General features: G+C 68.1%; 32 protein-coding genes and 2 pseudogenes. 10 read left to right on the top strand and 24 right to left on the bottom strand.

Features of this window, described 5'->3' with window-relative positions; all coding sequences use genetic code 11:
- Nucleotides 1-57: 57 nt before the first annotated feature.
- The 15 genes and pseudogenes from B0I32_RS40000 to B0I32_RS40075 form a co-directional block, all read right to left on the bottom strand.
- Complete coding sequence (locus B0I32_RS40000; RefSeq protein ID WP_106248590.1) at nucleotides 58-279, bottom strand: hypothetical protein; 222 nt, start codon at nucleotides 277-279, stop codon at nucleotides 58-60.
- 96 nt (nucleotides 280-375) lie between these two features.
- A pseudogene (locus tag B0I32_RS61845) lies at nucleotides 376-1,026 on the bottom strand (Mu transposase domain-containing protein); the annotation flags it as partial.
- Nucleotides 1,027-2,194: 1,168 nt separating this feature from the next.
- Complete coding sequence (locus tag B0I32_RS40015; protein ID WP_146178488.1) at nucleotides 2,195-3,076, bottom strand: Vps62-related protein; 882 nt, start codon at nucleotides 3,074-3,076, stop codon at nucleotides 2,195-2,197.
- 19 nt (nucleotides 3,077-3,095) lie between these two features.
- A complete protein-coding gene (locus tag B0I32_RS40020) occupies nucleotides 3,096-3,929 on the bottom strand; it encodes a DUF1206 domain-containing protein (protein ID WP_106248593.1) in 834 nt (277 codons plus the stop codon).
- Between the two features lie 38 nt (nucleotides 3,930-3,967).
- On the bottom strand, nucleotides 3,968-4,741 hold the full coding sequence (locus B0I32_RS40025; protein ID WP_106248595.1) for a SigB/SigF/SigG family RNA polymerase sigma factor: 774 nt from the start codon (nucleotides 4,739-4,741) through the stop codon (nucleotides 3,968-3,970).
- A gap of 128 nt (nucleotides 4,742-4,869) precedes the next feature.
- A complete protein-coding gene (locus B0I32_RS40030) occupies nucleotides 4,870-5,349 on the bottom strand; it encodes a hypothetical protein (protein WP_106248597.1) in 480 nt (159 codons plus the stop codon).
- Between the two features lie 6 nt (nucleotides 5,350-5,355).
- On the bottom strand, nucleotides 5,356-5,961 hold the full coding sequence (locus B0I32_RS40035) for a hypothetical protein (RefSeq protein ID WP_106248599.1): 606 nt from the start codon (nucleotides 5,959-5,961) through the stop codon (nucleotides 5,356-5,358).
- A 254-nt stretch (nucleotides 5,962-6,215) separates the two neighbouring features.
- Nucleotides 6,216-6,536, bottom strand: coding sequence for a hypothetical protein (locus B0I32_RS40040; RefSeq protein ID WP_106248600.1), 321 nt, complete (start codon nucleotides 6,534-6,536; stop codon nucleotides 6,216-6,218).
- Nucleotides 6,537-6,603: 67 nt separating this feature from the next.
- Nucleotides 6,604-6,900 (bottom strand): GlsB/YeaQ/YmgE family stress response membrane protein, encoded by a 297-nt coding sequence (locus B0I32_RS40045; RefSeq protein WP_106248601.1) that lies wholly within the window; start codon nucleotides 6,898-6,900, stop codon nucleotides 6,604-6,606.
- 227 nt (nucleotides 6,901-7,127) lie between these two features.
- Complete coding sequence (locus B0I32_RS40050) at nucleotides 7,128-8,099, bottom strand: LysR family transcriptional regulator (RefSeq protein ID WP_106248603.1); 972 nt, start codon at nucleotides 8,097-8,099, stop codon at nucleotides 7,128-7,130.
- An 88-nt stretch (nucleotides 8,100-8,187) separates the two neighbouring features.
- The gene (locus B0I32_RS40055; RefSeq protein WP_106248604.1) at nucleotides 8,188-8,385 is read right to left on the bottom strand and encodes a hypothetical protein; all 198 of its coding nucleotides are present in this window, start codon (nucleotides 8,383-8,385) and stop codon (nucleotides 8,188-8,190) included.
- A 156-nt stretch (nucleotides 8,386-8,541) separates the two neighbouring features.
- Nucleotides 8,542-8,715 carry a CsbD family protein gene (locus B0I32_RS40060; protein WP_106248606.1) on the bottom strand — a complete coding sequence of 58 codons (174 nt, stop codon included), beginning with the start codon at nucleotides 8,713-8,715 and terminating at the stop codon, nucleotides 8,542-8,544.
- A 253-nt stretch (nucleotides 8,716-8,968) separates the two neighbouring features.
- Entirely contained in the window at nucleotides 8,969-9,964 is a 996-nt protein-coding gene (locus tag B0I32_RS40065; RefSeq protein WP_106248608.1) for a TerC/Alx family metal homeostasis membrane protein, read from the bottom strand.
- A 3-nt stretch (nucleotides 9,965-9,967) separates the two neighbouring features.
- Complete coding sequence (locus tag B0I32_RS40070) at nucleotides 9,968-10,969, bottom strand: acyl-CoA desaturase (protein ID WP_106248610.1); 1,002 nt, start codon at nucleotides 10,967-10,969, stop codon at nucleotides 9,968-9,970.
- 19 nt (nucleotides 10,970-10,988) lie between these two features.
- A complete protein-coding gene (locus B0I32_RS40075; protein WP_245956320.1) occupies nucleotides 10,989-11,300 on the bottom strand; it encodes a UBP-type zinc finger domain-containing protein in 312 nt (103 codons plus the stop codon).
- A gap of 722 nt (nucleotides 11,301-12,022) precedes the next feature.
- Between B0I32_RS40075 and B0I32_RS40085 the strand changes: the two genes are divergently transcribed.
- From B0I32_RS40085 to B0I32_RS40120, 9 genes and pseudogenes are all read left to right on the top strand, one after another.
- On the top strand, nucleotides 12,023-12,316 hold the full coding sequence (locus B0I32_RS40085) for a hypothetical protein (protein ID WP_106248613.1): 294 nt from the start codon (nucleotides 12,023-12,025) through the stop codon (nucleotides 12,314-12,316).
- A gap of 345 nt (nucleotides 12,317-12,661) precedes the next feature.
- Nucleotides 12,662-12,997, top strand: coding sequence for a LapA family protein (locus B0I32_RS40090; RefSeq protein WP_181308318.1), 336 nt, complete (start codon nucleotides 12,662-12,664; stop codon nucleotides 12,995-12,997).
- A gap of 159 nt (nucleotides 12,998-13,156) precedes the next feature.
- The gene (locus B0I32_RS40095) at nucleotides 13,157-14,119 is read left to right on the top strand and encodes an acyl-CoA desaturase (protein ID WP_106248616.1); all 963 of its coding nucleotides are present in this window, start codon (nucleotides 13,157-13,159) and stop codon (nucleotides 14,117-14,119) included.
- Nucleotides 14,116-14,265: pseudogene (locus tag B0I32_RS61850) on the top strand (DUF5994 family protein); the annotation flags it as partial. The gene B0I32_RS40095 and the pseudogene B0I32_RS61850, both read left to right, overlap by 4 nt.
- Before the next feature lie 22 nt (nucleotides 14,266-14,287).
- Nucleotides 14,288-14,659 carry a DUF5994 family protein gene (locus B0I32_RS59190; protein WP_281262653.1) on the top strand — a complete coding sequence of 124 codons (372 nt, stop codon included), beginning with the start codon at nucleotides 14,288-14,290 and terminating at the stop codon, nucleotides 14,657-14,659.
- Nucleotides 14,660-14,740: 81 nt separating this feature from the next.
- Nucleotides 14,741-15,232: an ATP-binding protein gene (locus B0I32_RS61145; RefSeq protein WP_281262654.1), complete on the top strand. Its 492-nt coding sequence runs from the start codon at nucleotides 14,741-14,743 to the stop codon at nucleotides 15,230-15,232.
- A gap of 410 nt (nucleotides 15,233-15,642) precedes the next feature.
- The gene (locus B0I32_RS40110) at nucleotides 15,643-16,092 is read left to right on the top strand and encodes an STAS domain-containing protein (protein WP_106248621.1); all 450 of its coding nucleotides are present in this window, start codon (nucleotides 15,643-15,645) and stop codon (nucleotides 16,090-16,092) included.
- A gap of 153 nt (nucleotides 16,093-16,245) precedes the next feature.
- Nucleotides 16,246-16,641: an STAS domain-containing protein gene (locus B0I32_RS40115; protein ID WP_106248623.1), complete on the top strand. Its 396-nt coding sequence runs from the start codon at nucleotides 16,246-16,248 to the stop codon at nucleotides 16,639-16,641.
- 14 nt (nucleotides 16,642-16,655) lie between these two features.
- Complete coding sequence (locus tag B0I32_RS40120) at nucleotides 16,656-17,855, top strand: protein kinase domain-containing protein (protein ID WP_106248625.1); 1,200 nt, start codon at nucleotides 16,656-16,658, stop codon at nucleotides 17,853-17,855.
- Nucleotides 17,856-17,937: 82 nt separating this feature from the next.
- On the opposite strand, the gene B0I32_RS40125 is transcribed toward B0I32_RS40120, so the two are convergent.
- The 3 genes from B0I32_RS40125 to B0I32_RS40135 form a co-directional block, all read right to left on the bottom strand.
- On the bottom strand, nucleotides 17,938-18,156 hold the full coding sequence (locus B0I32_RS40125) for a three-helix bundle dimerization domain-containing protein (protein WP_106248807.1): 219 nt from the start codon (nucleotides 18,154-18,156) through the stop codon (nucleotides 17,938-17,940).
- 68 nt (nucleotides 18,157-18,224) lie between these two features.
- Entirely contained in the window at nucleotides 18,225-18,794 is a 570-nt protein-coding gene (locus B0I32_RS40130) for a DUF6328 family protein (protein WP_219912258.1), read from the bottom strand.
- 92 nt (nucleotides 18,795-18,886) lie between these two features.
- Nucleotides 18,887-19,498, bottom strand: coding sequence for a hypothetical protein (locus tag B0I32_RS40135; RefSeq protein ID WP_219912259.1), 612 nt, complete (start codon nucleotides 19,496-19,498; stop codon nucleotides 18,887-18,889).
- A 620-nt stretch (nucleotides 19,499-20,118) separates the two neighbouring features.
- Between B0I32_RS40135 and B0I32_RS40140 the strand changes: the two genes are divergently transcribed.
- Entirely contained in the window at nucleotides 20,119-20,640 is a 522-nt protein-coding gene (locus tag B0I32_RS40140; RefSeq protein WP_106248627.1) for a hypothetical protein, read from the top strand.
- Between the two features lie 64 nt (nucleotides 20,641-20,704).
- Here B0I32_RS40140 and B0I32_RS40145 read toward each other — a convergent pair whose 3' ends face one another.
- The 6 genes from B0I32_RS40145 to B0I32_RS60415 all read right to left on the bottom strand — a co-directional run bounded on the left by B0I32_RS40145 (nucleotide 20,705) and on the right by B0I32_RS60415 (nucleotide 26,231).
- Entirely contained in the window at nucleotides 20,705-21,118 is a 414-nt protein-coding gene (locus B0I32_RS40145; protein WP_245956338.1) for a transposase, read from the bottom strand.
- On the bottom strand, nucleotides 21,028-21,453 hold the full coding sequence (locus B0I32_RS60410) for a transposase (RefSeq protein WP_245956322.1): 426 nt from the start codon (nucleotides 21,451-21,453) through the stop codon (nucleotides 21,028-21,030). Before B0I32_RS60410 ends, B0I32_RS40145 begins: the two co-directional genes overlap by 91 nt.
- 47 nt (nucleotides 21,454-21,500) lie before the next feature.
- Nucleotides 21,501-22,148, bottom strand: coding sequence for a helix-turn-helix domain-containing protein (locus B0I32_RS40155; protein ID WP_106248630.1), 648 nt, complete (start codon nucleotides 22,146-22,148; stop codon nucleotides 21,501-21,503).
- A 158-nt stretch (nucleotides 22,149-22,306) separates the two neighbouring features.
- Nucleotides 22,307-24,166: a tyrosine-type recombinase/integrase gene (locus B0I32_RS40160; RefSeq protein ID WP_219912260.1), complete on the bottom strand. Its 1,860-nt coding sequence runs from the start codon at nucleotides 24,164-24,166 to the stop codon at nucleotides 22,307-22,309.
- Between the two features lie 263 nt (nucleotides 24,167-24,429).
- Entirely contained in the window at nucleotides 24,430-25,512 is a 1,083-nt protein-coding gene (locus B0I32_RS40165) for a tyrosine-type recombinase/integrase (RefSeq protein ID WP_245956339.1), read from the bottom strand.
- Nucleotides 25,398-26,231 carry a transposase gene (locus tag B0I32_RS60415; RefSeq protein WP_245956323.1) on the bottom strand — a complete coding sequence of 278 codons (834 nt, stop codon included), beginning with the start codon at nucleotides 26,229-26,231 and terminating at the stop codon, nucleotides 25,398-25,400. Before B0I32_RS60415 ends, B0I32_RS40165 begins: the two co-directional genes overlap by 115 nt.
- Between the last annotated feature and the right edge of the window lie 14 nt (nucleotides 26,232-26,245).

Here is a 26,245-nt window from a genome sequence, read left to right on the forward strand (position 1 = left end):
ACCGCACCTGGCGTGGTCGTTCGCCGGCGCGCCGGCGAACGACAGTTGCGGCCGGTGTCAGCGCTGACTGAAGAGGTCCTCACCGTCGCTGCCTCCGAGGAGGAAGGTGAAGCGTTCCAGGTCGGCCCGGAGGGCGTCCAGGTCGTAGGCGGGGTGGCCGACGTAGGCCTGTAATGATGGCGCGAGCCTGGCAGGGTCAGTGGCGAGCCAGTCGGAGATGAACTGCAGGAGTTCGGCAAGTTCGATGGCGTCGGTGGTGTCGAGGCTGGTGACGGGCAAACTGGGCGCGGACGGTAGGCAGCCGGAGCATCCGGCAGGCGGTGTCGATGGCGGCGTCGGCGGCCTGCTCGGTCAGTCCGCGGCGGGGCTTGGAGGTCATGGCCTGGCGTTTCCTTCCTGGATGGTTCGGCTTCGGCGCAGCAGCTGGTCATAGGCGGCGACCGAGGGCAGCGGGCGGTTGTCGGGCGGCAGCTTGTTCAGACGGCGGGCGGCCAGCGACGTAACAGCGGGCGAGGCAGCGCGATCCGCGCTCTGGCCGGGCCAGGCGGATCGGCCGGGCCGGCCGGATGTCTCGTCGGCGGCCTTGTGTGCCTCCAGCGCGACCGCATCAGCGGTCAGTGCTCCGGCCCGCAGTGCGGCGGCGAGCCCGGCGACGACGTGCTCGCTGTCCATGTGCCGGTGCAGCAGCACGACCTCCAGCAGCGCCCGGGTGCCGGCGGTGTCGCCGTGGGCTTTGCGGGCGGCGGCCCACCAGGCGTCGTGGACCGGGGTGAACTTCCCGGCGGCCCGGGCCTGTTCCAGCGCGGTCGCCCCGGGCAGCGCTCCGGGCTTGCGGACCAGTACCTCCAGGTAGTGGTCCAGCTCCAGGCGGGTGCCGGACTTGCCGGGTAGCCGCTCGTGCCGGGCGACCTCGGTGCGGCCGTCGTAGATGACCAGGTCGGAGGCGTGCAGCAGGACGCGGACCCGGCGGCCGATCAGCCGGGCCGGCACCGAGTACTTGTTGGTGCGGACCGTGACCTGGGCGAACCGGTCGACGCTCGGGGGTGAACCAGCGGCCGGTCTCGAACGGCTCGGCCGGCAGCGGTCTCAGCAGCGGCCGCTCGATCGCCCAGAACTCACCGACGGTGCGGGCGCGGCTGCCGATCCGGCGGAACCCGATCACCTGTGCGACCGCGGACTTGAGGTTGTCGTAGCGGATCTTCCCGGCCGGCACTCCGCCCAGGACGCGGAAGGCGTGCTCGTGGCCCTCGAAGAACGCCTCCTGCCCACCCGATAAGGAGACCCGGTGCACCGCCTTGCCGGAGAACGACAGCCGCAGGCAGAACAGGAAGCATCCGACGTCCTGCCCGGCCAGCCGGATCACGACCTCGCCGAAGTCGACTTCGGCCTCGTCGCCGGGGCGGTGCGACTGCCGCACGAACACCTCGGCCGGGCCCCGGCCGGCCTCGGCCCGGATCTGCGGCTTGCGCTCGGCGACATAGGCCCTCACCCACGGGATAGGACACGTTCGTCATCCCGTGCTTGTCCATCAGCCGGTGCCAGATCCTCGTGACGGTGTGCCGTTGCTTGCGCGGCGCGTCCAGATCCGCCTTCAGAATCTCGTCGATCACCGGCTTGAACGGGTCCAGCTTCGACGCCCTGGGCGGCAATTGCTTGCGCGGCTCGGGCCACGCCGACGCCAGGGCCTTGACGATCGTCCGCCGGCCGACCCGGTACTTCTTCTCGATCGCACGGCCTGACATCCCCAGGCGGGCATCCCGGCGGATCGCGGCGTACAGATCGATCTTCGACGAGAGCATGAGGACGCTCCTTCAACACGAAGCGCATCCAGCGTCTCACCGTAAGCCACGCCATGCGGTCAAAACTCACGAACAACGACTTCACCGGAACGGGACCGCGGTCACACCCGACGAACAACCGCGGTCAACTCTCACGAACAAAACCAGGCTGGGGAAGGGCACCAGCGCCGAGCCCGCTGGCACCGGCTCGGCGAGACCGGCTACGGACGGGGATGAGCTGGTGCCGCCGCCGGCCTGGATGGTGGCCACTATGTCCCCCAAAGACCCGAAGAGGCCTTGGCCGGGGTGCTGCGAGCAGCCGGGCGCGCGAGCATCCATCGCGGCTCACCGCCTCAGGCCGGCGGCCGGACACCTCCCAGTCAACGCCCGTCGCCGCCGTGCGGATATGGGCGAACTCAGCAAGGCTCATCGTCGCCGCCGATCACCAACAGCCGCCCATCGGCAGCCACGGGGATTGAGCGCCGGTCAGCGCGAGGGCTGCCGCGGTTGGTCTCCAGCGCCCGCCCGACCTGGGTGCCGCCGGCGCCCGGCAACGCCAGCGGGGGCGGCATGACGGGCCATGGCCCCGGCAGCGGCGGCAACCGCAAGATCTGCGTCTCCCCGTTCATCGCCGGGGAGGGCGTGTGCGGTACGTAGGTGACGAAGCTGCCCGGCGCGATCACCGCTTTGGCCTGGCCGTCGGCGCGCGCCGGGGCGCTGATCTGGGCCATGCTCGCCTGAAACGTGCCGCCGCTGCCTTCGGTATGCCAGACGATCACGCTGGTGGAGCCGGGCGTGGTCAGGTCGGTGCGTACGCACACCACCTGGCTCGGGCCGGGCTTGTCGAAGCCGGCGACACACACGTCGCCCAGCGGTGCGTACCCGCTGGGCGGTACCGGCCGCCAGATGCTGCCGCTGGTCGCCGAACCGGTCTCGGTCGAGTCGTAGATCCACCGGTAGTCGACCGGGCCGGCCCGCGCGGCGGGCCGGTCCGCCGCCTGGCGCACGCACACGGCCACCACCTCGCCGTTGGGGTCGTCGTAGGAGGGGCACCCGAGGCTGCCCAGCGCATGGAAGCCTCGCGGCGGTAGCGGATGCCAGAACCCGCCGTCGCGATGAGCCCCGCTGTTCTCATCGCTCCACCGGAAGGTGAACGTCGTGGTGAACGCCACTTCCACATCGCCCAGCACCATCGCCATCGTGGACCCGCCTTCGCCGAGGTAGCCGAACCCCAACGTCACACCCGAGAAAGATCCTGACAACCCTGCCGGACAACTCTGCCGGCCGGCGTCGGGCATGCCCACGACGTGAGGTCGTCTATCCGGGTTCGGTCTTGCGCCAGCGTGCCTCGAAGCAGGAGTAGACGCCGAAGGTGACCAGGCCGAGCGCGACGGCGACCAGCAGCCAAGGGCCCAGGGGCGTCAGCGTGAACTTGCGAAGCGCCCCGTCCAGACCCTGCGCCTTTTCAGAGTCGAAGGTGGCGGCGGTGATGACGAGGAACACGCCGAGGACGGCGAACACGCTGCCCCGTGCGAAGATGCCGACGAACCCCAAAACCTTGACCGTGGCGCGGGTGCGCGCCCCCATATGGTTCATGTGCAGGTTGTCGGTGAACTTCCGGCGAACGGCTTCCACGATCATGCTGATGCCCACCGCCACGACGCCGAGGCCGATGAGCAGGACCAGCCACCGGCCGCCCGGATAGCTCATCAGCGTGGCGGTGGCGTCTTTGGACTGGTTGTTGCCCGAGCGCCGGCTTCCGACGCCGAGCAGGAAGACAACGATGCCGATGCACAGCGCGAGATAGACGACGGCGCGCCCCAGAGAGGCCAGCCGCTTGACGGCCGTTGCGCCGTTCGGGCTAGCCTGCCCGTAGACCACCTCGGCCAGCCGCCACAACGCCAGCCCGGCGAAACCGATGGCGACCAGCCATAAGGCGATGAATCCGCCGGGGTAGGCGACGACGGCGTGCATCGCTCCCGAGGCGTCGGCCGCCTCACCGCCGGCGCCCATGCCGATCTGTACCGCCAGTACGCCGATGAGCAGGTAATTGACGCCGCAGGCCGCGAACCCGGCCCGGGCCAGCCACTCCAGCCAGCGGCTTGAGGCCGCCTGGCGGCCCGCGGACCTGGCCCCGCTCTTCACCGTCATCACAGCCTCCAGATGCGATCAGTCGATTGGTCGGTCGGTTAGTCGGTCAGTGCGCTTCGCAGCCGGCCCAGGACGTTGCGCAGGATGCGGGAGACGTGCATCTGGGAGATTCCGAACTCGGCGGCAATCTCGGCTTGTGTGTGGTTGCCGTAGAAGCGCAGCAGCAGGATGTTCTTCTCGCGCTCGGGCAAGGCGTCGATGAGCGGCTTGACGGACTGCGTGCCGACGATGGTGTCCAATGCTTCGTCGGTACAGGGCAGGACGTCGGCCAGACTGACGGAGGTGCTGTCGTTGGTATCGAAGGGGGCATCCAGCGACATCGCGGTGTAGGCGGCCGAGGCGTCCATCGTCAGCAGGACGTCCTCCTGCGACAGGCCCATGTCGGCCGCCAGTTCGGCGACGGTCGGCGAGCGGCCCAGGGCCTGGCTGAGGTCGGCGGACAACCGGGTCAGCTGCGAGCGGCGTTCCTGGTGGACGCGGGGAACCCGGATGGCCCACGCGCGGTCCCGGAAATGGCGTTTGACCTCGCCCGCCATGGTGACGGCCGCATAGCGGCGAAAGTCGTGGCCGAGCCGGGCGTCGAACCGGTTGATGGCCTTGATCATGCCGACGTAAGCGGCCTGCAGGAGATCTTCCATGGGTTCGCCCCGGTTGCGGTAGCGGCGCGCGAGGGACTTGGCCATCCAGGCGTGCGTCTCCACCAGCCGCTCACGCAGCCGGACCTTATGTGACTCTGGGGTCTGCGGCCGGGCCATTTCGATCAGGAGCTCTTCGGCGGTCATCTGTTCCAGGGGAATGTCCAGGACGGCCATCTATTCTTTCCCTTTGCTTCCGGTGCCGTGCAGCCGCCCAGCGGCCGGGCGGTGGACGAGGACGCCAAGCCGGCGGGACGTGCAGTACCGCCGGCCTCAGCGTTCCCCCGTCGGCGTGGGTGGGGGGATTAGCGGGTCGTCTGCTCGTCGGTGAGGGGCAGCAGCCGGTGCATGACGTCGCGGTAGGAGCGCAAGGCCAGTCTCAGCTGCTCGGTGTCGTGGTCGCCGGTGTCCTTCCAGAGGTCCTGCAGCTCACGGATGCGGCTTTCCAGCGCCTGGTGGAGCGAGGCCGTCATCTCCTCCAGGAGGGAGTGGGCGCGTTGCACCGCATCGCGGGGGTCGTCGACGAAGCACGACTGAAGGTCGTGCCAGCGGTCCTGGACATCGGCCGGGTCACTGCCGAGCAGAGACACCGCTGGTGCCGGCGATGCGGATGCGGGTGGTAGCTGGGCCGTCTGGTCGAAGACGACTTGGTCAGACGGCGCCGCCGGCTGGACGTCGTCGCTGTGGTCGTCGTGCGTATCGACGGGTCTGGGCCGGGGTGACGGCGCCTCGGCGAATTCGTCGAGGCGCTCATCAAGGCGTTCGGGGTCGTTGCGGAGGTCCATGTCTAGTCACCTTTGCTGGGAGTCGTCGGTGAGTGCCGGTTCCTTCTCGCGGGCTTCAGCCGGTTGAGGGTGGTGCTCGTCGCCGTCGTCGAGAAGTTCCTCGAACAGGACGCGGTAGTGCACCATGGCCTGCCGGAGATCCTCGGTGGAGGTTTCACCCGGAGCGACGCGCTTGCTGATCTCGTGGGCTTGGCGGTAGTGGTGCAGGGTACGGCCGTGCACCACCGACAGGTCCGCCAGCTGCTGCTCGAAGTCTTCGGTGGGATATCCGCGCTCGGCCATGACGGTGATGACCAACTCGTCGGCCTCGGTGACAGCGGGACCCGGCGCGTCGACGAACCGCTCCTGGAGCTTGGCCCACTGCTGGGCATAGGCCTGCCGGGAGGCGGGGGCGAGCGGCGTGATGTCGAGGGTGGCGAAGTGTTTCTCCCGGGCACGCAGCTCCTGCTCGGCCTCGCCGCGGCTGTCTTGTTCGTTCAGGGTGCGTTCGTATTCGGGGCCGAAGCGCCGGCGCAGGCCTTGCCGGCGCCGGCGCAGCAAGACGTAGCCGATGGCCGACGCCAGGACCACCGCCACGGCGACGGCCACCCAGAGGATGGTCACGATGGACATGTCTGCCTCCTGCAGATGTCGATGCCTTCGCACGGGCCGGTGAGCACGGGGCAAAGGCGGCGGGTTGGAACGTAGGTCGGCGTCGGCGCTCGACGGCCGAAGTCGGCCGCGGCACGCCGATACCGATGCCCCGGCCGGTCCGCTGCGGACCTTCGATCGAGACCGCGTGGCGGGCCGCCGCCAGTACGCGGGCGGGCCGTCACGTGCGGCCTCAGACCGGGATGCAGTCACCGTACGGACGTGGCGCTTCCCTTTCAGAGACGACGATCATCCGGAGCCCGGCGGGTACTCTGCCTGCCGTCGTAGCCAGGAAGGTCGACCAGGGTGGGCGGTGGCCGATCGTCGATGCGGCCGTTGACGCGGTCGTCGATGACGTCCTGGCGGCTGCGGACGCTCGACCTGCTCCAGCGTTCCCCGGTGCGCAGCAGCAGGGGCAGCAGCAGCCCGGCGGCGCCGCCGAGCATCAGGATGACGCCCACGATGCGCAGGTCGAAGCCGCCCACCGAGCCGTCCGCCAAGGCAAAAGTGAGGATGGCGCCGACGACGATGACCACGATGGCCACGGCGACGGGCATCACCCATCACCCCCGCCGCGCCAGGCGCGTGAGCTCTGGGATGGGTTGCCGGGCGTGCTGGGCGGGATCATCGGCGGCCGGCCCAGCGGCCGGTTCTACGGCCGGTGCGCCGGCCGGTGATGAGGTTGTAGGCGAGCAGCAGGACGGCCGCGCCGACGATGGCGCAGAGCCAGGTGGACAGGTTGAAGAAGCCCTGGATGCCCGAGACGCCGAACACCTCGGTGGCCACGAAGCCGCCCAGCAGCGCGCCGGCGATGCCGAGTACGAGGGTGATGATCAAACCTTGCGAGTCTTTACCGGGGACCAGCATTCTGGCCAGCAGTCCGGCGACCAGTCCGAGGATGATCCAAGCGATGATGCCCATGGCCTACTCCCTGTGGCGGTGCATCGATGTCTGCGCGGGATCGGTCTTCCGGACCGGTCGAAGCAGGGGGCCGGCCGCCAATCCGATTGCCGGCGCCGACGGTCACACTTGTTCGTCTCCAGCCGACACCCGCGCGTGCCGTACCGAAACAGGCGATCCGGGAAGGATCCATCTCCAGAACCGATCACCAGGTTTTCGCGGTGCGCACAGCGGTCAGAGCGCGTGCATCAGACGGCCTCGTCGCTGTGGCCGGCGGCTGTCGGGACGTCTTCGCCGGGTGCTGGTTCGGTGGGCGGGGCGGCGGGTTCCAGCCAGCCAAGCCGCTCGGCGAGCTGTCGGGCGCTGTTGATGACGGTGGCGATGTGGGGAGAGGGATTGACGTCGTGCCACAACAGTGACCAGGGATAGTGCGTGGCAGGTTCGATCAGGGGCCGCCAGGTGGTGCCCGGCCGGTTGGAGGTGCGGAAGGAGGAGGGGACGCAGTGCACGCAGCGGTGCTGCAGGACCAGGTCGGCGGCGGCCCGGGTGCTCTCCACGGTGCCCTCATAGATGGCGGGCGCGAACCCGGCCGAGCGGCACAGCGCGATAACGAACTGGTTGAGCTCCGGCGTCTGGGATTCCTCGCCGAGCAGCAGGAGTTCGTCGGCAAGGGCGGTCACGGGCACGCCGTCGAGGTCGGCGAAGCGGTGGTCGTCGGGCACCAGCACACCGAGCGGATCGAGCCTGATCAGCTTGGAGGTCACCTCGGCCGGGGTTTGGGAGGCGTGTCCGATGGCGATGTCCAGGCGGCCGTCGGCCAGTTGCCGGTACTGCTCGGGGGTGCCCGCTTCGACCTGATGGATGGTGATGCCGGGATGGGTGTGCTGGAGTTCGCGCAGGATCTGCGGCATGGTGTCGTAGCCGGCGTCGATGATACCGACGCGCAGCGTGGGCACCGACGCGGCAGCGTTACGGGCGGTCTGCACGGCCCTGCTGACGTGGTCGAGGATCTGGCGCGCCTCGATGAGGAAGGCGGCGCCCGCGGGGGTCAGATCGACGTGGTGGGTGCTGCGATCCAGCAGCCGCACCCCCACTTCGCGTTCCAGCCGCTGGACCTGCTGGCTCAGTGCCGACTGCACGATGTGCTCACGGGCCGCAGCCCGGCCGAAATGCAACTCCTCGGCCAGGGTCACGAAATAGCGCAACTGCCGTAACTCCATGCCCGCCAACCCTCCCTAACCGGGCGGCGCCGATATGAACCGTCTTCCTGCACTGTAGACCCTCGCACGGCTTTGACTGCCCCTGCGCTTACTTGCTGGGCTGGGGAGTCTGGCAGGCGATCTTCGGGTTCATGCCGAGGTAGTTGAGCGGGCCTGCCAGGATCGTCACCGCGATGGTGGCCACCTGATTGCAGTTGTCCACCGGTCCTGTGTAGTAGTTGCGCTGGCCCGCGGCGAAGGCGCCGGCGATCAGCCACAGGATCAGCACTACTGATGCGATGCGCATCGGTCCTACCTCCATCTTCGTCATTGCGCGGGAGTGGCGGAGACGATGGGGTCGTCGGGCGGGATCGCCGGGCGGGGTGCATTGTGGAGTTCGCCGGCGTCCGGGCGGGATCCAGCTCGGGACCTGGACCCACCAGGAGGTCTGCCGAAGAGGGGATCAGCGCTTGAAGGCGTCCCTGGCCTTCCGGCCGGCCTGCTTCAGATTGCCTGCGACCCGATCGCTCTTGCCCGCGATCTGCTGGCGCCGGTTGCCGGAGACGCGGCCGAAGCGCTGCCTGGCCCAGCCCTTGAGGACCTGGACCTTGTTGCTGATTTCCCAACGCAGACTCATCGCGATTTCCCTTCACCGCTCCGCATCCCGTACGCCCGACCTGCCGGGCAGACGGTTGATCCGTATTGCCCGTCTGCCATGACTTCGTGCAGCAGGCGGATACTCCGCCGCGGTCAGGCGGCTTGGAGCTCCAGTGTCCGCCCCGGCCTGATCGGGGGAAACGAGCAATGGCGGCGCCGGTTATCACCAGAACCGATGAGCGCGGGCCGTACCAGAGCATCGAGGGGTCGCGATCTTGGAATGTCTTTCTTGCCTACGGCACGGGCTGTGCAGGTGGCTGGATGCCGGATGCCGGGCCGTCCGGGTCTCGCCTTCTCGTGCGCCGGGACGCGGCCAGGCTGGCGATCGTGGTGATGGCCAGAACCGTGACGATCACTGTCAGCGACAGCCACAGCGGGATCTGCGGCACGTTCGGGAAGCTGTCGTGGGCTGCTTGGGCGATGAGTTTGACCCCGATGAAGGCCAGGATGAGCGCCAGCCCGTGGGAGAGGTAGACCAGCCGGTCGAGCAGACCGCCGAGCAGGAAGTACAGCTGCCGCAGCCCCATCAGCGCGAAGGCGTTGGCGGTGAAGACCAGGTAAGGCTCTTGGGTCAGGCCGAAGATGGCCGGAATGGAGTCCAGAGCGAACATCACATCGCACAGCGCGATGGCCACGATGACCATCGCCATCGGGGTGAGCAGCCGCCGACCCGCCACCCGGACCGTCCATGCGCCGCCGTGATAGTCGGGGGTGGTCGGCAGGATCCGCGCGGCCAGGCGCAACACCGGATTGCGGGCGAGGTCGGGCTGAACTCCACGATGGCGGACAAGCTGCACCGCAGTGAAGATCAGAAAAGCGCCGAACACGTAGAAGGTGGCGGAGAAGCGGTCAATGGCGGCGGCTCCGGCCAGGATGAACAACCCGCGCAAGACGAGCGCGGCGGCGATGCCGATGAGCAGCACGCGGGCCTGCTGGGAGGCCGGTACGGCGAAGGATGTCATGACGACCCCGAAGACGAACAGGTTGTCGACCGACAGGCTGTATTCGGTGAGGTAGCCGGCGAAGAACTGCACAGCCAGGTCCATACCGGCGACCAGTCCCAGTCCGATGCCGAAGCCGATGGCCAGGGTGAGGTAGACGCCCACCCACACGCCGGCCTGCAGAGGGCTGGGGCGACGGCCGCGCCCGGCCACCAGGTCGGCGACGATCACCACAGCCACCGCCACACCGGTGAGCAGCCATCCCAGCGGTGACACCGCAAGAGACATCGGTCAGTCTCCGGCAAGGACGCGGGCCTGCTGGGGGTGGTCGGCTCGGCGGCGCTGGATGCGGTCGGCGTCGGGCCAGTGCACGTCGCCGGCCCAGCCCAGCCGCTCGAACAGGCGGATCACGGCGGCGGACGGGTCGAGCTGGCCTCGGTCGAGGCCGTGGCGGGCGCAGCTGGGTTCGCTGTGGTGGCCGTTGTGCCAGCTCTCGCCGAACGACAGCAAGGCCAGCGGCCACACGTTAGTGGAGCGGTCGTGGCGGCGGGTTTTGAACGGCCTGCTGCCGATGACATGGCACAGGGAATTGACGCTCCAGGTGACGTGCTGCAGCAGCGCGACGCGGATTAAGCCGGCCCATAGGAAAGCCGTCAGGCCGCCGTACAGGGTGCCGGTGATCGCCCAACCGGCCAGGAACGGCAACGCCAGCGACAGCGCACACAACGCGGGAAAAGCGCGGGCCACCCGGACCATGGTCGGATCGGCCAGCAGGTCCGGGGCATAGCGCTCGGCCGAGGTCTGGTCGTCGGTGAACAACCAGCCCAGGTGCGCATGGGCAAGCCCCCGAAGCTGCCCGCGCAGGCCGGTGCCATACCGGTAGGGCGAGTGCGGATCGCCCGGCCGATCAGTGAAGGCGTGATGGCGGCGATGCACCGCCACCCAGTCGATCACGTTGCCCTGAAAACCCATCGACCCGGCGATCGCGAGCACCACGCGCAACCATGGCCGCGCGGCGAAGGAGCCATGAGTGAGCAGCCGATGGAACCCGACCGTCACCCCCAGCCCGGTCACCACATACAAGCCCGCAGCCAGCAGCAGATCGGTGAGCGCGACTCCCTGTCCCCACGCCAGGACGATCGCGACACCGAGCGCGAAGAACGGCAGGATCACGATCGCCGCCGTCAGCCCCACCTGAGCTCTGCCGGCCGGAGGGTGCTCCTTTGCCCCGGGAAATGAGGATGCGCCGTCATAGTCCAGCCGATCTTTCACCGGCCGTTCGAAAATGGTCATGATGTCTCTTCTGTCGTGTCTATACGGTTCGCCGGTGCACATAGCACCAGCGCCAGGTCGAGCCTGGGTCCAGGACGGCGACCACCGGGTGGTCGGTCTCCCGGTAGTGGGCGCGGGCATGACTCCCGCGCGAATCGTCGCTGCAGGCCACCCACCCGCAGGTCAGGCACACCAGCAACCGCGTCCAGGTCTGGCCGAGGGCCAGACATTCCTTGCATTCGGGCAACCCGGGCTCCACGGCCGGGAGCAGGTCGATGTGATCGCAACGCGGCGCCTGACCGTTCAGACCGGCACGCGCGGTCACGTTCATTCCTTCTGCGTCCAGGGTCATCACGACCCCCTCACGGTGACAGCGACGCAAGCTGCGCCGGCTGATCAGTCCCCAGTCAAGGTGCTCAGCGAGCCGGTGGAAACGCCCAATCCCAGCAAGTCTCATCACCTGCGGCGATAGCGAGCCTGCGGGCGCGTTGCCGACGCGCCATATCTGGCACGAGCCGGCTCGATCCCGCGTTTCCGCAGACCGCCACCAAGCGATGGACCGGGATCCCGGCGTACTTCGCGGACTTCCTCCCTCTCGCGGTGAGTGAATGCCGATCAGCTGGTGCCCTCTGCCAGGGCCGAGCGCGGAACGCGGGCGAGCTGTCCAGAGCCGGCACTCAGCCGACAACGAGCTCGTAGCCGTCTTCCTCTGGATGCCTGCACACCTTCGCGCCGAGGACCGGCCGACCGTTGATGATCGCCGGCAGTCTTCCGGGGCAAACCGGGGCCCGCGCGAAGTCCTCGGCCGATGCACACGTGTCGGCGACCTTCGCCCCAGACTCGCGCAGGGCCGGCGCCATCTTCCAAGGGGGGGCCACCGGATCGTCTTGACCTGCCGGATCGCGAACTTTGAGGGCCGCCGGCCCGCAAAATCGGCCGAAGATTTCACCGGCGCGAACCTCCCACCACCTTATGCCGAGAGTGGAATTCGCTCGTTTGTGCGAAATTTCCTTGCTATTTATTTCGGATGGGTGTTGAATAAGGAATGCAAGCCAAGGAAAAGGGGAGGCTCTTATGAGCTTCGTGCAGATTCTGGAATTCGACACCAAACGCGCTGCGGAAGTCGAGTCACTCATGAACGAGTGGCGGACGCAGACCGAGGGCACGCGCTATGTAAGACGCGAGGTCGTGGCGAAGCACCGCGATCGCCCCGATCACTACGTGGCCGTCGTGGAGTTCTCCTCCCACGAGGAGGCCCAGCGTAACAGCAAGCTACCGGAAACCGACCGGTTCAACGCGCACATGGCCAAGCTGTGCGAGGGCCCGATCGAGTTCTCCAACTACGATGTGATTCGCGACAAGAGCTGATCACCAGCCGAACGTCGCAAAACTCAGCCTGTGCTGTGGCGTGTGAGAAGATTCTCGCGTCATGGCGTGGGCGCTTTTTTATGCCAGCCTTCATGCAAAGGAGTTGTCGGTGTTGTAGCTGCCCCGCAGCCGCGATTCGCACCGACACCGAGCGCGAACGGCGGCGGCCGGAGAGAATGCGGTGAGACCTTCGCATTGTGACGTAGAGTCGAGGTAACCGGAAACGACGACATCCCGCCGCTTTTGAGGTGCCTGCCGGGCCGGCTCACCGAAAGGGTTGTCATGGACCTCCTGCACCGCTTCCGTACCGGATCCGGGCCATCTGCTGAGACGGCTGAAGCCGATGTGCCCCAAGGCGAGAGCTCACCGGCGCCGGCCGGGCGCCCCGCGGACCCGGGCTCCAGCGCCGAGAACTCCAGGCCGGTGCCCGTCACCCGCACCAGCGTGGCCTGGGCGGGCGTGTGGGCCGCCGCCCTCGTGTCCGTCGCCTTCATCGTGTTCATGCTGCAGAACACCGCCGCCACGCAGGTGTCCTTCCTCGGCCTGCACGGCACGCTGCCGCTCGCGGTCGCGATGCTGATCGCCATGATCAGCGGAATCCTGCTCACCCTGGTGCTCGGCACCGCCCGCATCACCCAGCTCCGCCGACTGGCCAGCCGGCGCCGCCGCCAGAACCGCTGACTGGCGAGCGCTCCCACGCATCAGAACGTTTTCGCCATCAAATCGCCCCGAAAGTCCCAAAAACAGCGCCGGCGGAGTGTGGCCGCCGTGCGCGTGGGCAGGCGGCCTAGTTCCAAAGGGCGAAAGGACGCTGCTGCACGTGTGACGGGGGGAACTGGCATGGCTTCGACGGGTGCAGGCGTCGTCGATCGGGAGCGGGGCGGCTCGGCGCCGGTCATCGATGGGCGTAAGCCGGTCGCGGCGGTGGGCGCGTTGTGGGTGTTCGTGGTGGTGCCGTTCGCGGCGCTGGCCGCCGCCGTGCCGGTGGCCTGGGGGTGGGGGCTGAGCTGGGCCGACGTGGCGATCGCCGGCACGGCTTACGTCCTGACCGGGCTCGGCGTCACGGTGGGCTTCCACCGCTATCTCACCCACGGCGCGTTCAAGGCGGGCCGGTGGCTGCGGATCGGCCTGGCCGTGGCCGGGTCTCTGGCCGTGCAGGGCTCGGTCATCCAGTGGGTGGCCGACCACCGGCGCCATCATGCCTTCGCCGACCGCGACGGCGACCCGCACTCGCCCTGGCGTTACGGGCACAGTGTGCGTGGTCTGGCCAAGGGGCTGCTGTTCGCGCATGTCGGCTGGATGTTCGGGCGTGACGTCACCAACCGGCGGCGTTTCGCCAAGGATCTGCTCGCCGACGCCGGCATCGGCCGGGTGGACCGGCTATTCGGGCCGCTGGTCGCGGTCTCGCTGCTGCTGCCGCCCGCGATCGGACTGGTGGCCACCGGCACCTGGCAGGGCGCGCTGACCGCGTTCTTCTGGGGCTCGCTGGTGCGGATGGCGATGCTGCACCACGTCACCTGGTCGATCAACTCCGTCTGCCACGTCTTCGGTGAGCGGCCGTTGAAAACCCGTGCCGGGGACCGGGCCGCGAACTTCTGGCCGCTGGCGATCCTGTCGTTCGGCGAGAGCTGGCACAACGGCCATCACGCCGACCCCACCTGCGCCCGCCACGGCGTGCTGCCCGGCCAGATCGACATCTCCGCCCGGCTGATCCGGCTGCTGGAAAAGCTCGGCTGGATCCACGACGTACGCTGGCCGACCCCGGCACGCCTGGCCGCACGACGCCGCGAGCCTTCCTCATGACCGGCCCTGAGAAGGTACGGCTCAGCCTGGATCCCGCCCTCACATGCCGAGGCGCCGTGGGCGGGGCGTGGTGGCCCGCCACCTACGACGCCGGCGCGGAACTACCCGCCCTGATCGCCGCCATCGACCAGCGGCTGAACCGACGGGTCCTGCGCGTGGGGCCTGCACATCGACACCTGGGACAACATCCCGCACCACATCGCCGCCCCCGGCCGTCACGTCAAAGTGGGCTGGTTCCGCACCATCGACCCCCACGTGGTCAACCTGATCATCCCGGGTATCGAGCACCTCAACCTGCTCGTCATCCCACCCGACACCACAGCCGCCGCCGCTCACAAGGCGCTGGCCATGACCACCCGATGCCGGGCAGATTCCAGGGGCCCTACCCGCCCCGGCGACATCCTCGCCGCCGCCCAGAACGGTCCCGCCGACGCCACCACCGAGCAGGAGCTGAGCCTGGCCGGCTGGGACAACGAAGGCGGACAGACCCGAACGGGCAATCGCAGCAAGCCTCATCACCAGCCACGATCGCCACGTTGACCAGGCCCCAATGGCCCCGATGGACAGGAGGGCGGGAGGGCTCGCCCCCGACTCGCCCTGGATCTGATGTTTGGCTGGTCAATGCGATCACCGACATGGCAGCGCAAAGACTGGGCAAGAGGTGGGCGGTCCAGTCCTCCCCGGCGAGAGGCAGCGATTCATCATGATCTCCGAGTTTCGGTTACAGTGGCCGATCACCGGCGACCTGGCGGCGCTGCGCGAGTGTGTGCATGCCTTCGGTTTCGGAGCCGGCCTGACTGGACGCGCTTGCAGGATCTGACGTTCGTCACCAACGAGGCTGCCACCAACGTGCTGCAGCACGGCGGAGCGGGCGGCGCCCTGATCGCGTGGAGCGACGACGTTGGGGTGTGCCTGGAGGTGGTCGACGCCGCCGGTGCCCTGAGCGAAGCCGATCTGAGCCTCGAACCCGACCTCGCTGCTGGCCACGGTGTGGGCTACGGTGTCGGCCTGTGGCTGATCCGCCGCCTGTGTGACGAGGTCAGCATTGAAGGGGTCGCGGGGAGCGCTCGGCTACGCCTGCGCCTGCATCGCCAGGCACGGGCCACGGCTTGACCTTCCGGGGCGAGGAATCGTCCATCGGAGCGTGACGAAGGGCATCCTTTTCTGAACCTGAGTGACCCCTTTTCGCGTTTGTACGCGGAGAGGGTGCCTGGCGCGACTCGGTGTGCGCACGACAGTCTGTCCGGTCTGCATTCCGCGGTTCTGAGGCGTGGCGATCCGGGCCGGCGAGGACGGCATTCCTCAGAGCGAGGTTTCCCGCCCTCAGCCCTGCCGGCACCTGTCCGGTGATCGCCGGTGGTGATAAGCCTGGCTGGCATCGGTGGTTTCCGCTCCGGCGAGCCTGCTAGATGATCAGAGCACTGCACGCGCGACACCGCTCCGCTGGCACCCTCGCAACGTGTTCATGCCGCCTCAAGCCCGCGGCCCCTCTTGTCTCCCGTACTCCCCCGTAGGAGCCCGGCATGAACAGCACGCACGCCGCCAGCGCCTCCGCGCTCGTGATCGCCGCCCTGATCGAACGACTCGTGATCGTGCTCACCCCGATCACCACCGCCGACCGGCTCCTGCGCATCACCCCGCTCGCCGACTGCGCGGGCCTGCGGATCGAGGGCGAGCTCGACCACTCCACCCTGCCCACCCTAAGGCGCGCACTGGCCTCCATAAACGTCGACAGCAGCCTCTGCGTCGATCTGAGCGGCCTAACATTCATCGACACCGGCTGCCTGCGCGCCCTGGTCAGCGCCGCCACCGCTCTGCACGACGGCGGCGGCGACCGTGTTCTGACCCTGCGGTCGGTGCCTCCACAGGTGCGACGCCTGCTCGAGCTCACCGGCTGGCACCAGACGCCAGGTCTCCGCCTGCAGGCACCGGCGCGCCCCGGCCGACCCACGCCTGGCCGCCCTCACTCATGAGTCCACCGGCCCCCGGGGATTCCCCCGGTGTGGTGCCGCCGGCCACGTACGCAGCCCGCGACAGCAGCCCAGTCACCGACCACATTCGACCTCATCGCGAAGCCCTATCCCCGCGGTGCCAGCATCCAGCGATGCCCTCGATCGGAGCACCTCATGACCACCCTCCACCCCCGCCTCGGGGCAGGTCCGTGGCCCATCCCTGCCAGCGCCACCATCGTTCACCTACGCGGCGAGCTCGACCTCGCCACCCGCGAGGCTGTACGCGAACGCCTCGTGCGCGCCTTGCAACACAGCACCAGCCTGCTCATCCTCGACCTGTCCGACGTGTCATTCTGCGACGCCGCCGGACTGGGCGTCCTGATCGGCGTCCAACACCAGGCCAGAACCCTGAACATCACCCTCGGCCTGGCCGCCCCCCGCCCACACCTGGCCAAGGTGCTGCACCTCACCGATCTGAACCACAGCTTCCCGATATACGGCACCACCCCCGCCACGGGTGCGGGCAGCGTCGAGGGCAGGGCCGGGTCCGGCCCTGCGGCAGCGCGCTGAGACCCCGTGCGCCCATGTCTGTTCTCCCAGCCAGCAGCGGAACGACCGCTCGGCCTCGCCCCTATCCTCCCGCCGCGGCAACAGCCGAGCTGGACCGGCTGGCAACAGCCACGCTGGACCAGCTGCGCCATCAGGTGCTCCAAGACGCCCAGATCGAGGCCGCCGCGATCCTCGCCCAGGCCCGCTCCGACGCCGAGCAGATCATCACCTCAGCGCAGCTCATCGCCTCGGCCACGCTGCAGCGTGCGCGGAGCCAGCACCTGCCGCAGCGCAGGAGCCAGGCAGGCCAGCGCACGCAGCCAGCGCACGCACTCACCCACAGCGACGGTGACGGCCCTGCGCCGATCATGGTGCTCAACGACCGCTGGCGCATCTACGCCCCCCTGAACGCCGACCCCAGCGCCATGGCCACCCTGTACAAGGCCTACGAACTCGCCGACCCCGCCACCACCGTCGTCGCCAAGGTGTTCCACCAGGCCAACAGCGACCCCCAACGGTTTCGCACCTTCCTGCGGGAAGTACGCGGCATGCGCCTGCACCACCCGCACATCGGGCAGATCATCGACTCCGGCCAGGACCGCAGATCCCAAGCGGTCTACCTCATCTCGCCCCTCTACCAGCCGGGCAGCCTCAACCTCCACCTCCAACAGCAGGCAGGCGCCAGCGTCTCGCTGAAGTGGAGCCTGTGGGTTGTCGACCAGGTGCTGGCCGGGCTGCAGGCCGCCGCTCTGAGCAACATCATCCACCTCGACATCAAGCCGCAGAACATCGTGCTGGACGGCCTCACCAACATCAGGATCATCGACTGGGGCATGTCCCAGCTGCACCAGGCCGGCAAGAGCGTCTCCACGGTGTCCCCCGGCGGCACCAAGTGGTTCGCCAGCCCCGAGCAACTCGGCGTCACCGACGCCGCCCCCAGCGGCCTGTCCGACCTGTACGGCGTCGGCGCCCTGGCCTACTGGCTGCTGACCGGCCTAGCGCCGCTGCGACGCGAGCTCGAAACCGCCGTCGGCACCGACGCCGACCTGCTGCAGGTCTATCACCTGATGCAAGCCGGAACCCGCCCCGAACGCACCGATCATCTCACCCCGGACGTGCCCGAACAGCTGGGCCGGCTCATCGACCAGTGGCTCAGCTACACCCCTGCGGACCGCATCCCGCACGGGATGAATCCCACCTGCGCGCTCGGCTGGGCGCGCACGGCCTTCGGCTGACAACGCCCGTATCCGCATCCCGGTGGGAGGCGTTGACGGGAGGCGCCCGGCCACCCGGCCCTTCCTCGGGCGTGCAGAGACATTAATGCCAGGAGGCGGACCGGCGCAGGTCTTCTTTGGCGATCCGCTCGACGAAGATCGGAACGAAGCCGCGGATCGGCCGCCCATCGAACCGGTGGTGCGCCGCCACCACCGCAGAACGTACCCGTTCAGCCGAATGGCTGAGGGCGAAGGCTCCGGCTAACCGCACCTTCCGTTCATCCACCACCAGGGGTTCACGTCCGGCGACATCGGTATCCATGAACTCTCCCATGAGAGGTTGGACGGCGTATCTCGTCGAGCAGCCGGGGCCTGCTCACCGGCGGCCGGCTAGTCCTCTTTGTGTGTTGTCTGCGGTGGGTTGGCCGTTGCCTGGCGGCGCAGGTCGATGATCGGTTGCAGGAGCCACAGCCAGCAGGTGGCCAGCGCCGCCGCGGCGCCGAACACGATGGCCAGCCAGTTGCCGAGCACGACCTCGGCCACCAGGGCCATCGCGGCGGTGATCGCGACCGCCAAGGCTACGGCGCCGGCCAGGCCCAGCTCGTTGGCGCGATGCACGATCTTCTCCTTCAGCCCGGTACGGAACAGCAGCCGGTGCTGAACAGCGGGCGTGATGAAGCAGAGCGAGGCGGTGGCCGATCCTGTCAACGCGATGAAGAACAGCCAGCGGCCGGAGGTGTCCACCTTGGCGAAGCCGCTCTGGAACGGCATCGCCAGCAGAAAGGCGAACAGCACCTGCACCCCGGTCACCATCACCCGCAGCCCCTGCAGGAGTTCGGACAATTCACGGTCGATGCGCTCCTTGTGGCTTTCGTCGGCGCTGCTCTCCTCGGCCGTCCCTGCCGAGGAGCCGCCATCGGCGGGAAGGCGGCTTTGGCTCTCTTGATGAGGTAACGCCATCGGTCTGATACCTCCGTGAGGTTTCGTGGCACGGCCACGGGGGTGGATCCATCGCTCGTGTTCCGGCTCGCGGCCTCCTGAGCGCCTGTGGCCTACCGGCGGGGACCCGCGCCTCCGTGTGGGAGTGTCAGGGGTGGTCGAGCGGCTGCCCGGACCCGGAGGGGCCGCTGGTCGCCGCCGATGAGGTCGTCGAACAAGGCGTGATAGTGGGTCATGGCCTGCCGCAGTTCCTTGATCGACACCCAACCGCCTGCGGCGCGCCCGCTGATCTCGTGGGCTCCGCGGTAGTGCTCCAGGGTGCGGCTGTGTCGCCGCGACAGGTCGGAGGCCTGCTGCGCGAAGTCCTCAGTGCTGTATCCGCGCTTGGCCATGACGGCTCTTACCAGTAGATCGGCCTCGCTGACCGCAGGACTCGGCTCGTTCACGAAACGCTCCTGCACCGCGGCCCACCTATCGCCATAGCCGCGGCGTGCGTCGGGATCGAGCGGCTGGATGTCGAGTGGGCCTGATCGCATTCGACGGGCCCGCAGCTCACGCTCGGCCGCCCTGCGCTCGCCCGCGGCGGCAACCGTGCGCTTGTAGGCGGGGCCGAACCGCTCGCGCAGGCAACCCCGACGCCTCCGCAACAAGAAGAAACCCACGGTCGGCACCACCACCATCACCCCGACGATGACGGCCACCCACATCACGACCTCGGTAGACACGACCGCCTCCGCCCGATATTGCCAGCGCATCCCCATCCGAAGACAGGTAACCGGATACCGCCAGTCAACGCCGCCTGCCCGCAAGACGGCCAGAGGCGTTCGCAGCAAAGCTCATCGCGGGAACTGATCGCCGCTCACGACCCTCGAGAGGATGAACCACTGCCCGCCTGGTTCATCAACCACACGTTCAGCCGTCGGCGGCGCCGGTCTGCTCGGGCGGTCCAGGCTTGTGCAGGCGCAAGCGGGAGTGGCCGTCGGGATGATCGAGCAGAACCTCATCGCACAACCGGCGGACCACGTACAGGCCGAACCCGCGCGGCCTGCCAGGGGTTCCCGGTTCAGATGGTCGGCGGTCAGGGTGCCGGCGTCGCCAGGTCCTGTTCGGGGGTCAGTGCGATGGAACGGAATCCGGCGTTGACCACGTCCGGAAGACCGCAACGGCAGGGGACCACTGACCTGAGAGAACCCCGCTAACGCCGGATTCCGTTCCAAATCTCTCCAGCCAGTACTGACCCCCGCTCCGAGACCACGACGCCAGCACTGGCGCGCCGGGCGCGGCGGCCCGGTGAGTTCGCCGGTTGTCCCGGCCCGCCCACTCCCAGCAGGGAAAGATGGGACACATGCCGGAGCGAAGCGAGCCGATCCACCCGGCGTATGAGCCGGTGTACGAGGTCGTGAAGGTCGTCCGTCTGCCCGTGCCCAACGAGATCCGCGAACCGGACTGCATGATCGGCCCGAAGGTCTGGGTCAGGCGGCGGATCCGCCGCCTGGTCCCCTGGCTCGTGCCCCGCCAGGCCCCGCGTGCGTGCTGCTGGCACCACCAGGTGGACTGGCGCCAGGCCGCAGAGGCGGCCATTCGTCTGGTCCGCCAGGCCCAAGCCGCCGGCCTGCGCGGCGAACGCATCAGTGACTACGCCATCGAACGCCTTGACGATCAGGGTTTCGGCGACTGGGAACAGGACGCGGTCCTCGCCCTGGCCTGCACCGGGGGAATCGAGCCGAGCACCGAACCAGGCGCCGAATGGCGTTACTTCGAGGGGCAACACCGAGTGGCAGCCCAGCTCGACCAGGGGGTGCGGCAGACCGTTGTGCAACGGTGGGAGCCGTTCGACCCCGTCACCGGCCTGCCGATCCGGCAGTAGCGATCCGGCAGCACACGGCGGGGCTGACAGGGCTGAGCGGCGCCAGCCCTGTCAGCCCCGTGCGTCACGGGGCGCTGGGCCGCCCGAGCGGAACGCCGTCCAGCTCCAGGTGGCGACTCATGTCGAGCTCGAAGCGGCCATACAGGTTCATATGGGACCAGAACAGAGCCGTCAGCCCGCGCCGGTCGGCCGGGCTCAGCCGTTTTCGCCAGGCCGGATCGCGCAGCACGATCTGGATCAGGTGCGTGTTGAGGTAGGTGATGGCCGCGGCGACCAGGTGCAGCGCCAGCGCGGAGACCTCGACGTTCTCCCGGTCGTCGCCGGTCAGGTCACCGGCCTTGCCGTAGAACAGGTCCTTGCTGGCAGAGTTGAAGTTCTCCACCACGTTCAGGCCCTCGTTGATCTCCCTCCTGAGTCCCTCATCCGCCAGATACTCACAGATGAAGATCGTCCGGATGACGCGGCCGAGCTCCTCGATCGCCTGGTAGGTGGGTGCTTGGGGCCGCCGCGGGTGAAGCGGCGCAGCATCTGATGCGACTCGGCGGTACGCAACCGCAGCGCGGTCGCGTACTTGATCATCTGGTCGTAGTGGCGGGCTATCAGGTCCCAGTCGATGGTCTTGTTCGACAGCACCGTCTCCAGACGCGGCCACGCCTCGTCCTCGCCGGTCCCGGGCCGGTACAGCCGCGCCGAGCCGATGTTCTTCAGACGCGGCAGCAGCTTGAAGCCGAGCAGTTCGGAGAAGGCGAACCCGACGATGGAGGTTATGTGGACAAAGTCAAGCGAGGTCCATGTGTCGCATGCAAGAAGCATGCGTCACGAGGTACTGATGTGTGTGCGCCACTGTACGTGACTAACAACTACTGAGAGTCTGGGATCTGGCTGTCCCTGCAATCGCCGTCGAGGCTGGCGATCGCGTGGATATCTGCCTCCGACATGCCCAAGACTTCGGCGATCTCCTTGGCGAGAACAGGATGCGGGTTCAGTCTGCCGTTGCGAAGCATGTGGATGGTGGACATCGACCTGGCGGTTTGCCTTGCCATGTCCCTCACCGGAATCCCGCGCAGGTCCATCAGTCTGCTGAATACCGCTGAGAACGGATGTGGCTCCAGCTGCCCGGCCGGTGTGTCTGCCGGGCTGACGACCATGTGGCCGATCTTGGCTTGGAATCGGATCAGCCGATCGCTGGTAAACCTGACCTTCCCGACGAACGGCAGGCTCTCGCCGGAGCTGGCGCTGGCGGTGCCTGGCACCGACACTTCTGTGAACCTTGTCGTGGAACGGTCGTGATCGCTCTCGATCTCCAAGGGGATGCCCGGCTCAACGTCGCTGACCTTCCAGTCACGGTTCCACCAGGGCAGGTCCTGCAACACCTCGTTGAAAAAAGGAGGCAGGACGGTGAGATCCACTGGGTCCGGTGGATTCTTCTGGCCGCCGTGGATGACGCCCGGCCAGTACCTTAGCGCCGCGATCACATCTGCCGTCAGCGTGCGGTTCGCAGTCTCCATGCCGCCACTTTCCCACCAAACGAATCCGCACGCGGGTTCCCCGCTGACGACCGGAATTCAATGAACTACGCGCCGATGCTATGGATCATCCCCCCTTGGTGGAGCCCGTCTCAGGTCCCGGGCTCTTCCAGGAGAAGATCGCGGGCGTTGGGTGGGGGTCACGCTCCGATCGGGCCGGTGCACGGTCGTTGTCCTGTCGTCTCGGGGGCTTCAGGATCGGACGGTTCGCCAAGCTCGGCGAGGAGGCTTTGGAGTCGCCGGCCGATGGACGTATGCCGTTCGACCTCGCGGGTCCAGCCGCGGTCATCGGCGTCCTGGACGAGCTGCTGTTCGACCTCCAGCCGAGCGCGAAGCCTTGGCGCGTAGTCAGGGGTGGTGACGAACTTGGCGCAGGTCAGGTAGAGGTCGCACTCGCAGGGTCCCTCGGCGGGAAGGCGCAGGCAGTGGCCGAGCTCGAGTTCGGTCTTGAAGAAGTTGCTCTTAAGCCAGTGCACCGCCTCGTCGGGCAGGACGCCGTACTTCAGGTCGAGTGCGGCGGGGCCGGCGATGACGGCGCCAGGGGCCAGGACGGACGTGTAGTCGTGTAGGACCTCTTGGTCGCTAATTTGGGCGTATACGAGTGCCATGGAGACCGAGGAGTGGCCGAGGACCTTCATGATGGTGTGCAGCTTGGCGCCGCGTTCTGCGAGCTGGGTGCCGACGGTGTGCCGGAATCTGTGGGCGGAGATGGTGCCCCGGACTCCGGGACCGTCCTTTTTGCCGCCGGGGACGACGAGCCCGACCTGCATGCATGCCTGCTGGATCGGGGTGTTAAACAGGTAGTGGAGCGACAGTTGCTTGCCGTGGTCCATGAACAGGTAACGGATCTGCTCGCCGGTGCGGGGGTCGGTGAAGGGGCGGTCCGTGCCGGTCTTGCGCAGGTCGATGACCTTCTGCAGGGCGTCGGCGGCGTCCTGGTGGATGGGAACGGCGCGTTCCTTGTAGGTCTTGCGGCCGGGTAGCCGTAGCCGTGGCGTTCCGTCGAGGTAGTGGTCGAGGCAGTCGATCGGCAGGTGCCGGATCTCGTCGCGGCGGGCACCGGACCAGCGGGCGACCAGGAGCGCCGCGCGCTGGAACGGGCAGGTGATCTCGTTGATGATCGGCATTACGAGGTCGAGCTCGTGATCAGGGATGAATCGGGGGATCCGCTGCTGCGTCCGGGGCGCGTCTCGCGGGCTGATCGGCGCGAAGCCGGGGACGTCGTCGTACTCCCATGCGGCAGCGTCCCGGAACATCAGTGCCAGTGCGGAGATCCGCTGGTTGCGGCTGACCGGGCCCAGCGGCTTGCCGGTCTTCTCCGTCGGCGTCTCGGCGAGGGACTCGGCCCAGCCCAGGCAGTGATCGCGGGTGACGTCGGCGAAGGAGACGACTTCGGGGTGGTGTTCGGCGAGCCACTCGCCGAACTTGCGCAGGGCGATCTCCAGCTTCTCCACCGTCAAGGGCGCGTCGGTCAGCCGGTGGGCGGCCAGCCACTTATCGGCGACTGCCTGCATGCGGGGTGGCAGCACCAGCGGCGGCTTCCAGGACGGCATCAGCTTGCGCGGCTGGGAGGCGACCTGCCCGCGGTGGAACAGCACCACCTGCAGTTGATGCAGGTGGGTGATCCACTGCTTGGCCGCGTTGTCGCGGTAATTCTGCGCCGAAGGATAGAAGAGATGCAGGTCGTTGCGTTCGCTGAAGAGCCGGACGGCCTCCAGAGCCTGGGTGATGTGGACTTCGGTGAGCTCGCCGGCGTGCCGGATGCCGGTGTGCAGCGCGATCCGGCCGACCGTCCAACGCATGGCCTGCCGCGCGGAGTTGCCGTTGTAGCCAAGCGCGACCGCTTCCTCGATCAACTCGTCGGTGCCCAGGTCAATACCCATAGCTGCGGCGCAGTCGTCGACCCGGATCTGACCAGCTCCGAACATCCACGCGTAATCGAAGGTGACGTAGCCGCGAAGAGCGAGAAACAGCAGATAGGGCCGGGCGTGGAAGGACACCGGGAAGGAGGGGGCCTTGTGGGTCTCCCCGGGGAGCCGTCCGACCCGCTCAACCAGCGGGGCGGCGAACCAGTCACTCATCCGCGGCCATGCGTCCATGAACGCTCGATACCGGCGGATCTTCTCGTTGCGGTAGTTGGGATTGATGTCCTGGTCGGGTACGTAGGCGAGATACTCCGCCTCGCGGCAGTGCCGCCGCCTCGGCCTGCCCGTCGGGGTGACCGAGGTCGCCGCGAGAGCGGCGGCCGACACATGTCCGGCCATCAGGACCTCCCGTCCTCAAGGCCAGCACCGGCCAGGCCACCGAGCGCCCGGTTGTACTCGCTTACCACCGCCGGATCAGACACCCTGGTGTAGATCCGGGTCGACTCCGGCGAGGCGTGGCCCAGCCGCTTCTGCAGCGCCAGTTCCCGCATGCCGCCCTCCCACATCGCAGTCGCGTGCGTATGCCGGCAGGCGTGCGGTGTCACCCAGGGCGTCCGGATCCCGGCCCTGGTCGTGGCGCGGGTGAACATCTTCACCAGCCCGTCGTAGCTGAAGGCCTCTAGCCGCCTCTTGCCGCGGCCACCGATCAGGAACACCAGCGGGCTGTCGGCGTCGGCCGGGCGCTCGTCCATCACATAGGCGCTGACCGCGGCCAGGGTCTCGGGTTCGTGCAGATCGACGACACGTTCAGTGCGGGACTTGGATCGAGCACCCTTGGGATGGTCGTTGCGGTGGCGGACGACCACGCGCCGGCGGCCGTAGGCGATGTCCTCCAGGTGCAGGCCCAGCACCTCACCCGGCCGTAGTCCGCCCTGCAGCATCAGCAGCACGATCGCCCGGTCCCGCTTGCCGCGCAGCTGCTCCAGCAGCGCCTTGACCTGGGCCTCGCTCAGCGGCCGCGGCAACCGCTGCACCGTCTTGACTTTCACCGCCCGGCGGACAGGACGTTGCCGGCTGGCTCGCCCCATGAACGGCCGATGCCGCTCTGAGACGCGCGCCAGCGCCGGATCCGGCCGCTTTTCGATCGGATTCAGCCGGTCGAACATCCCGGCCAGGATCACGTACTCATAGAAGGAGGCGACGGCCGCCAGGACCCGGTTCACGGTGCTCGGGGCTAGCCTGGTGGCCGGGCCGTCGGCGTCCACCACGACCGTCAGTGCCATGCGCTGGCGAGGCCTGCGCGAGGGCACCGATCGCAGGTACTCCAGCAGCGCGATCGAGTGTCGCGGAGCGAACTCCTGCCAGGTCAGGCCATCACGAGCGAAGAATCGCCACAGGTGGCGAAGGTCGTAGGCGTAGGAGACGAGCGTATTGGGCGAGCAGTCCCGGGCCGCCAGGAATCGCAGGAACCCTGCCACCACCTCGATCGGCTCGCCGTCCTCGCCGAGCAGCTCGACGCGACGCGCGCCGTCCTCGCCGTACTGCTGCCGAACCCGCACAGACACCTCCGGACCGAACTTTCCCGATCTCCCATGAACTCGCCGCATCCTGGTGCCACTTGGGCAGATGGGGCAAGAGGTGTCCATGTAACAACAGCGCCGTGGGTATCGGTGTACTGGCGATCGATCTCCGCGTCGGTCAGGTGCCGCAGCAGGCCCTCGATCATCGAGGCCACCTCGGAGGCGGTCGTGCTGGTCACCTGGCTGTAGATGCACACCAACCGCCGTTCGACGTGCCAGTAGACCATGATCCCCGGACCGTGGTAGCGCTGATGCCACTCGGTCATGAAATTCGCCGACCACGACCCGAACTTGCGCGAATCGGACGCGCACGAGGTGCCCTCGCCCCACAGAGCGACATCGCGCGCCTTCAGGGTGGCGTTGACGATCAGGCGGATCGCCTCGCGCAGGTTGTCCCGGTTGATGAACAACCGGCGGGTCCGCCGCAGCGCCGCCTCGTTGTCGATCTGCCCGGGCGGCAGCGCGGCCGCGGCCACGCCGTCGGCCACCCGCTTGATCCCGACGTTCGTCCCCAGCCCATACAGGCAGAGCAACAGCCGTCGCTGCAGCACCGCCGGGTCGATGACGATCCGCGAGGCCACCGAGGTGAAAGATTCGGTGTAGTCGGTGACGTGGGCCACGTCCTTAGCACGTC

Origin of the sequence: Nonomuraea fuscirosea (assembly GCF_003001935.1) — a bacterium.
GTDB lineage: Bacteria > Actinomycetota > Actinomycetes > Streptosporangiales > Streptosporangiaceae > Nonomuraea > Nonomuraea fuscirosea.

Coding starts and splice junctions, on each gene's coding strand:
- B0I32_RS40015 (WP_146178488.1), bottom strand. CDS start 3,076: ATGCCCGACGCCGGCCGGCAGAGTTGTCCGGCAGGGTTGTCAGGATCT.
- B0I32_RS40020 (WP_106248593.1), bottom strand. CDS start 3,929: ATGACGGTGAAGAGCGGGGCCAGGTCCGCGGGCCGCCAGGCGGCCTCA.
- B0I32_RS40025 (WP_106248595.1), bottom strand. CDS start 4,741: ATGGCCGTCCTGGACATTCCCCTGGAACAGATGACCGCCGAAGAGCTC.
- B0I32_RS40030 (WP_106248597.1), bottom strand. CDS start 5,349: ATGGACCTCCGCAACGACCCCGAACGCCTTGATGAGCGCCTCGACGAA.
- B0I32_RS40035 (WP_106248599.1), bottom strand. CDS start 5,961: ATGTCCATCGTGACCATCCTCTGGGTGGCCGTCGCCGTGGCGGTGGTC.
- B0I32_RS40040 (WP_106248600.1), bottom strand. CDS start 6,536: ATGCCCGTCGCCGTGGCCATCGTGGTCATCGTCGTCGGCGCCATCCTC.
- B0I32_RS40045 (WP_106248601.1), bottom strand. CDS start 6,900: ATGGGCATCATCGCTTGGATCATCCTCGGACTGGTCGCCGGACTGCTG.
- B0I32_RS40050 (WP_106248603.1), bottom strand. CDS start 8,099: ATGGAGTTACGGCAGTTGCGCTATTTCGTGACCCTGGCCGAGGAGTTG.
- B0I32_RS40055 (WP_106248604.1), bottom strand. CDS start 8,385: ATGCGCATCGCATCAGTAGTGCTGATCCTGTGGCTGATCGCCGGCGCC.
- B0I32_RS40060 (WP_106248606.1), bottom strand. CDS start 8,715: ATGAGTCTGCGTTGGGAAATCAGCAACAAGGTCCAGGTCCTCAAGGGC.
- B0I32_RS40065 (WP_106248608.1), bottom strand. CDS start 9,964: ATGTCTCTTGCGGTGTCACCGCTGGGATGGCTGCTCACCGGTGTGGCG.
- B0I32_RS40070 (WP_106248610.1), bottom strand. CDS start 10,969: ATGACCATTTTCGAACGGCCGGTGAAAGATCGGCTGGACTATGACGGC.
- B0I32_RS40075 (WP_245956320.1), bottom strand. CDS start 11,300: ATGACCCTGGACGCAGAAGGAATGAACGTGACCGCGCGTGCCGGTCTG.
- B0I32_RS40085 (WP_106248613.1), top strand. CDS start 12,023: ATGAGCTTCGTGCAGATTCTGGAATTCGACACCAAACGCGCTGCGGAA.
- B0I32_RS40095 (WP_106248616.1), top strand. CDS start 13,157: ATGGCTTCGACGGGTGCAGGCGTCGTCGATCGGGAGCGGGGCGGCTCG.
- B0I32_RS61145 (WP_281262654.1), top strand. CDS start 14,741: ATGCGATCACCGACATGGCAGCGCAAAGACTGGGCAAGAGGTGGGCGG.
- B0I32_RS40110 (WP_106248621.1), top strand. CDS start 15,643: ATGAACAGCACGCACGCCGCCAGCGCCTCCGCGCTCGTGATCGCCGCC.
- B0I32_RS40115 (WP_106248623.1), top strand. CDS start 16,246: ATGACCACCCTCCACCCCCGCCTCGGGGCAGGTCCGTGGCCCATCCCT.
- B0I32_RS40120 (WP_106248625.1), top strand. CDS start 16,656: ATGTCTGTTCTCCCAGCCAGCAGCGGAACGACCGCTCGGCCTCGCCCC.
- B0I32_RS40125 (WP_106248807.1), bottom strand. CDS start 18,156: ATGGATACCGATGTCGCCGGACGTGAACCCCTGGTGGTGGATGAACGG.
- B0I32_RS40130 (WP_219912258.1), bottom strand. CDS start 18,794: ATGGCGTTACCTCATCAAGAGAGCCAAAGCCGCCTTCCCGCCGATGGC.
- B0I32_RS40140 (WP_106248627.1), top strand. CDS start 20,119: ATGCCGGAGCGAAGCGAGCCGATCCACCCGGCGTATGAGCCGGTGTAC.
- B0I32_RS60410 (WP_245956322.1), bottom strand. CDS start 21,453: ATGCTTCTTGCATGCGACACATGGACCTCGCTTGACTTTGTCCACATA.
- B0I32_RS40155 (WP_106248630.1), bottom strand. CDS start 22,148: ATGGAGACTGCGAACCGCACGCTGACGGCAGATGTGATCGCGGCGCTA.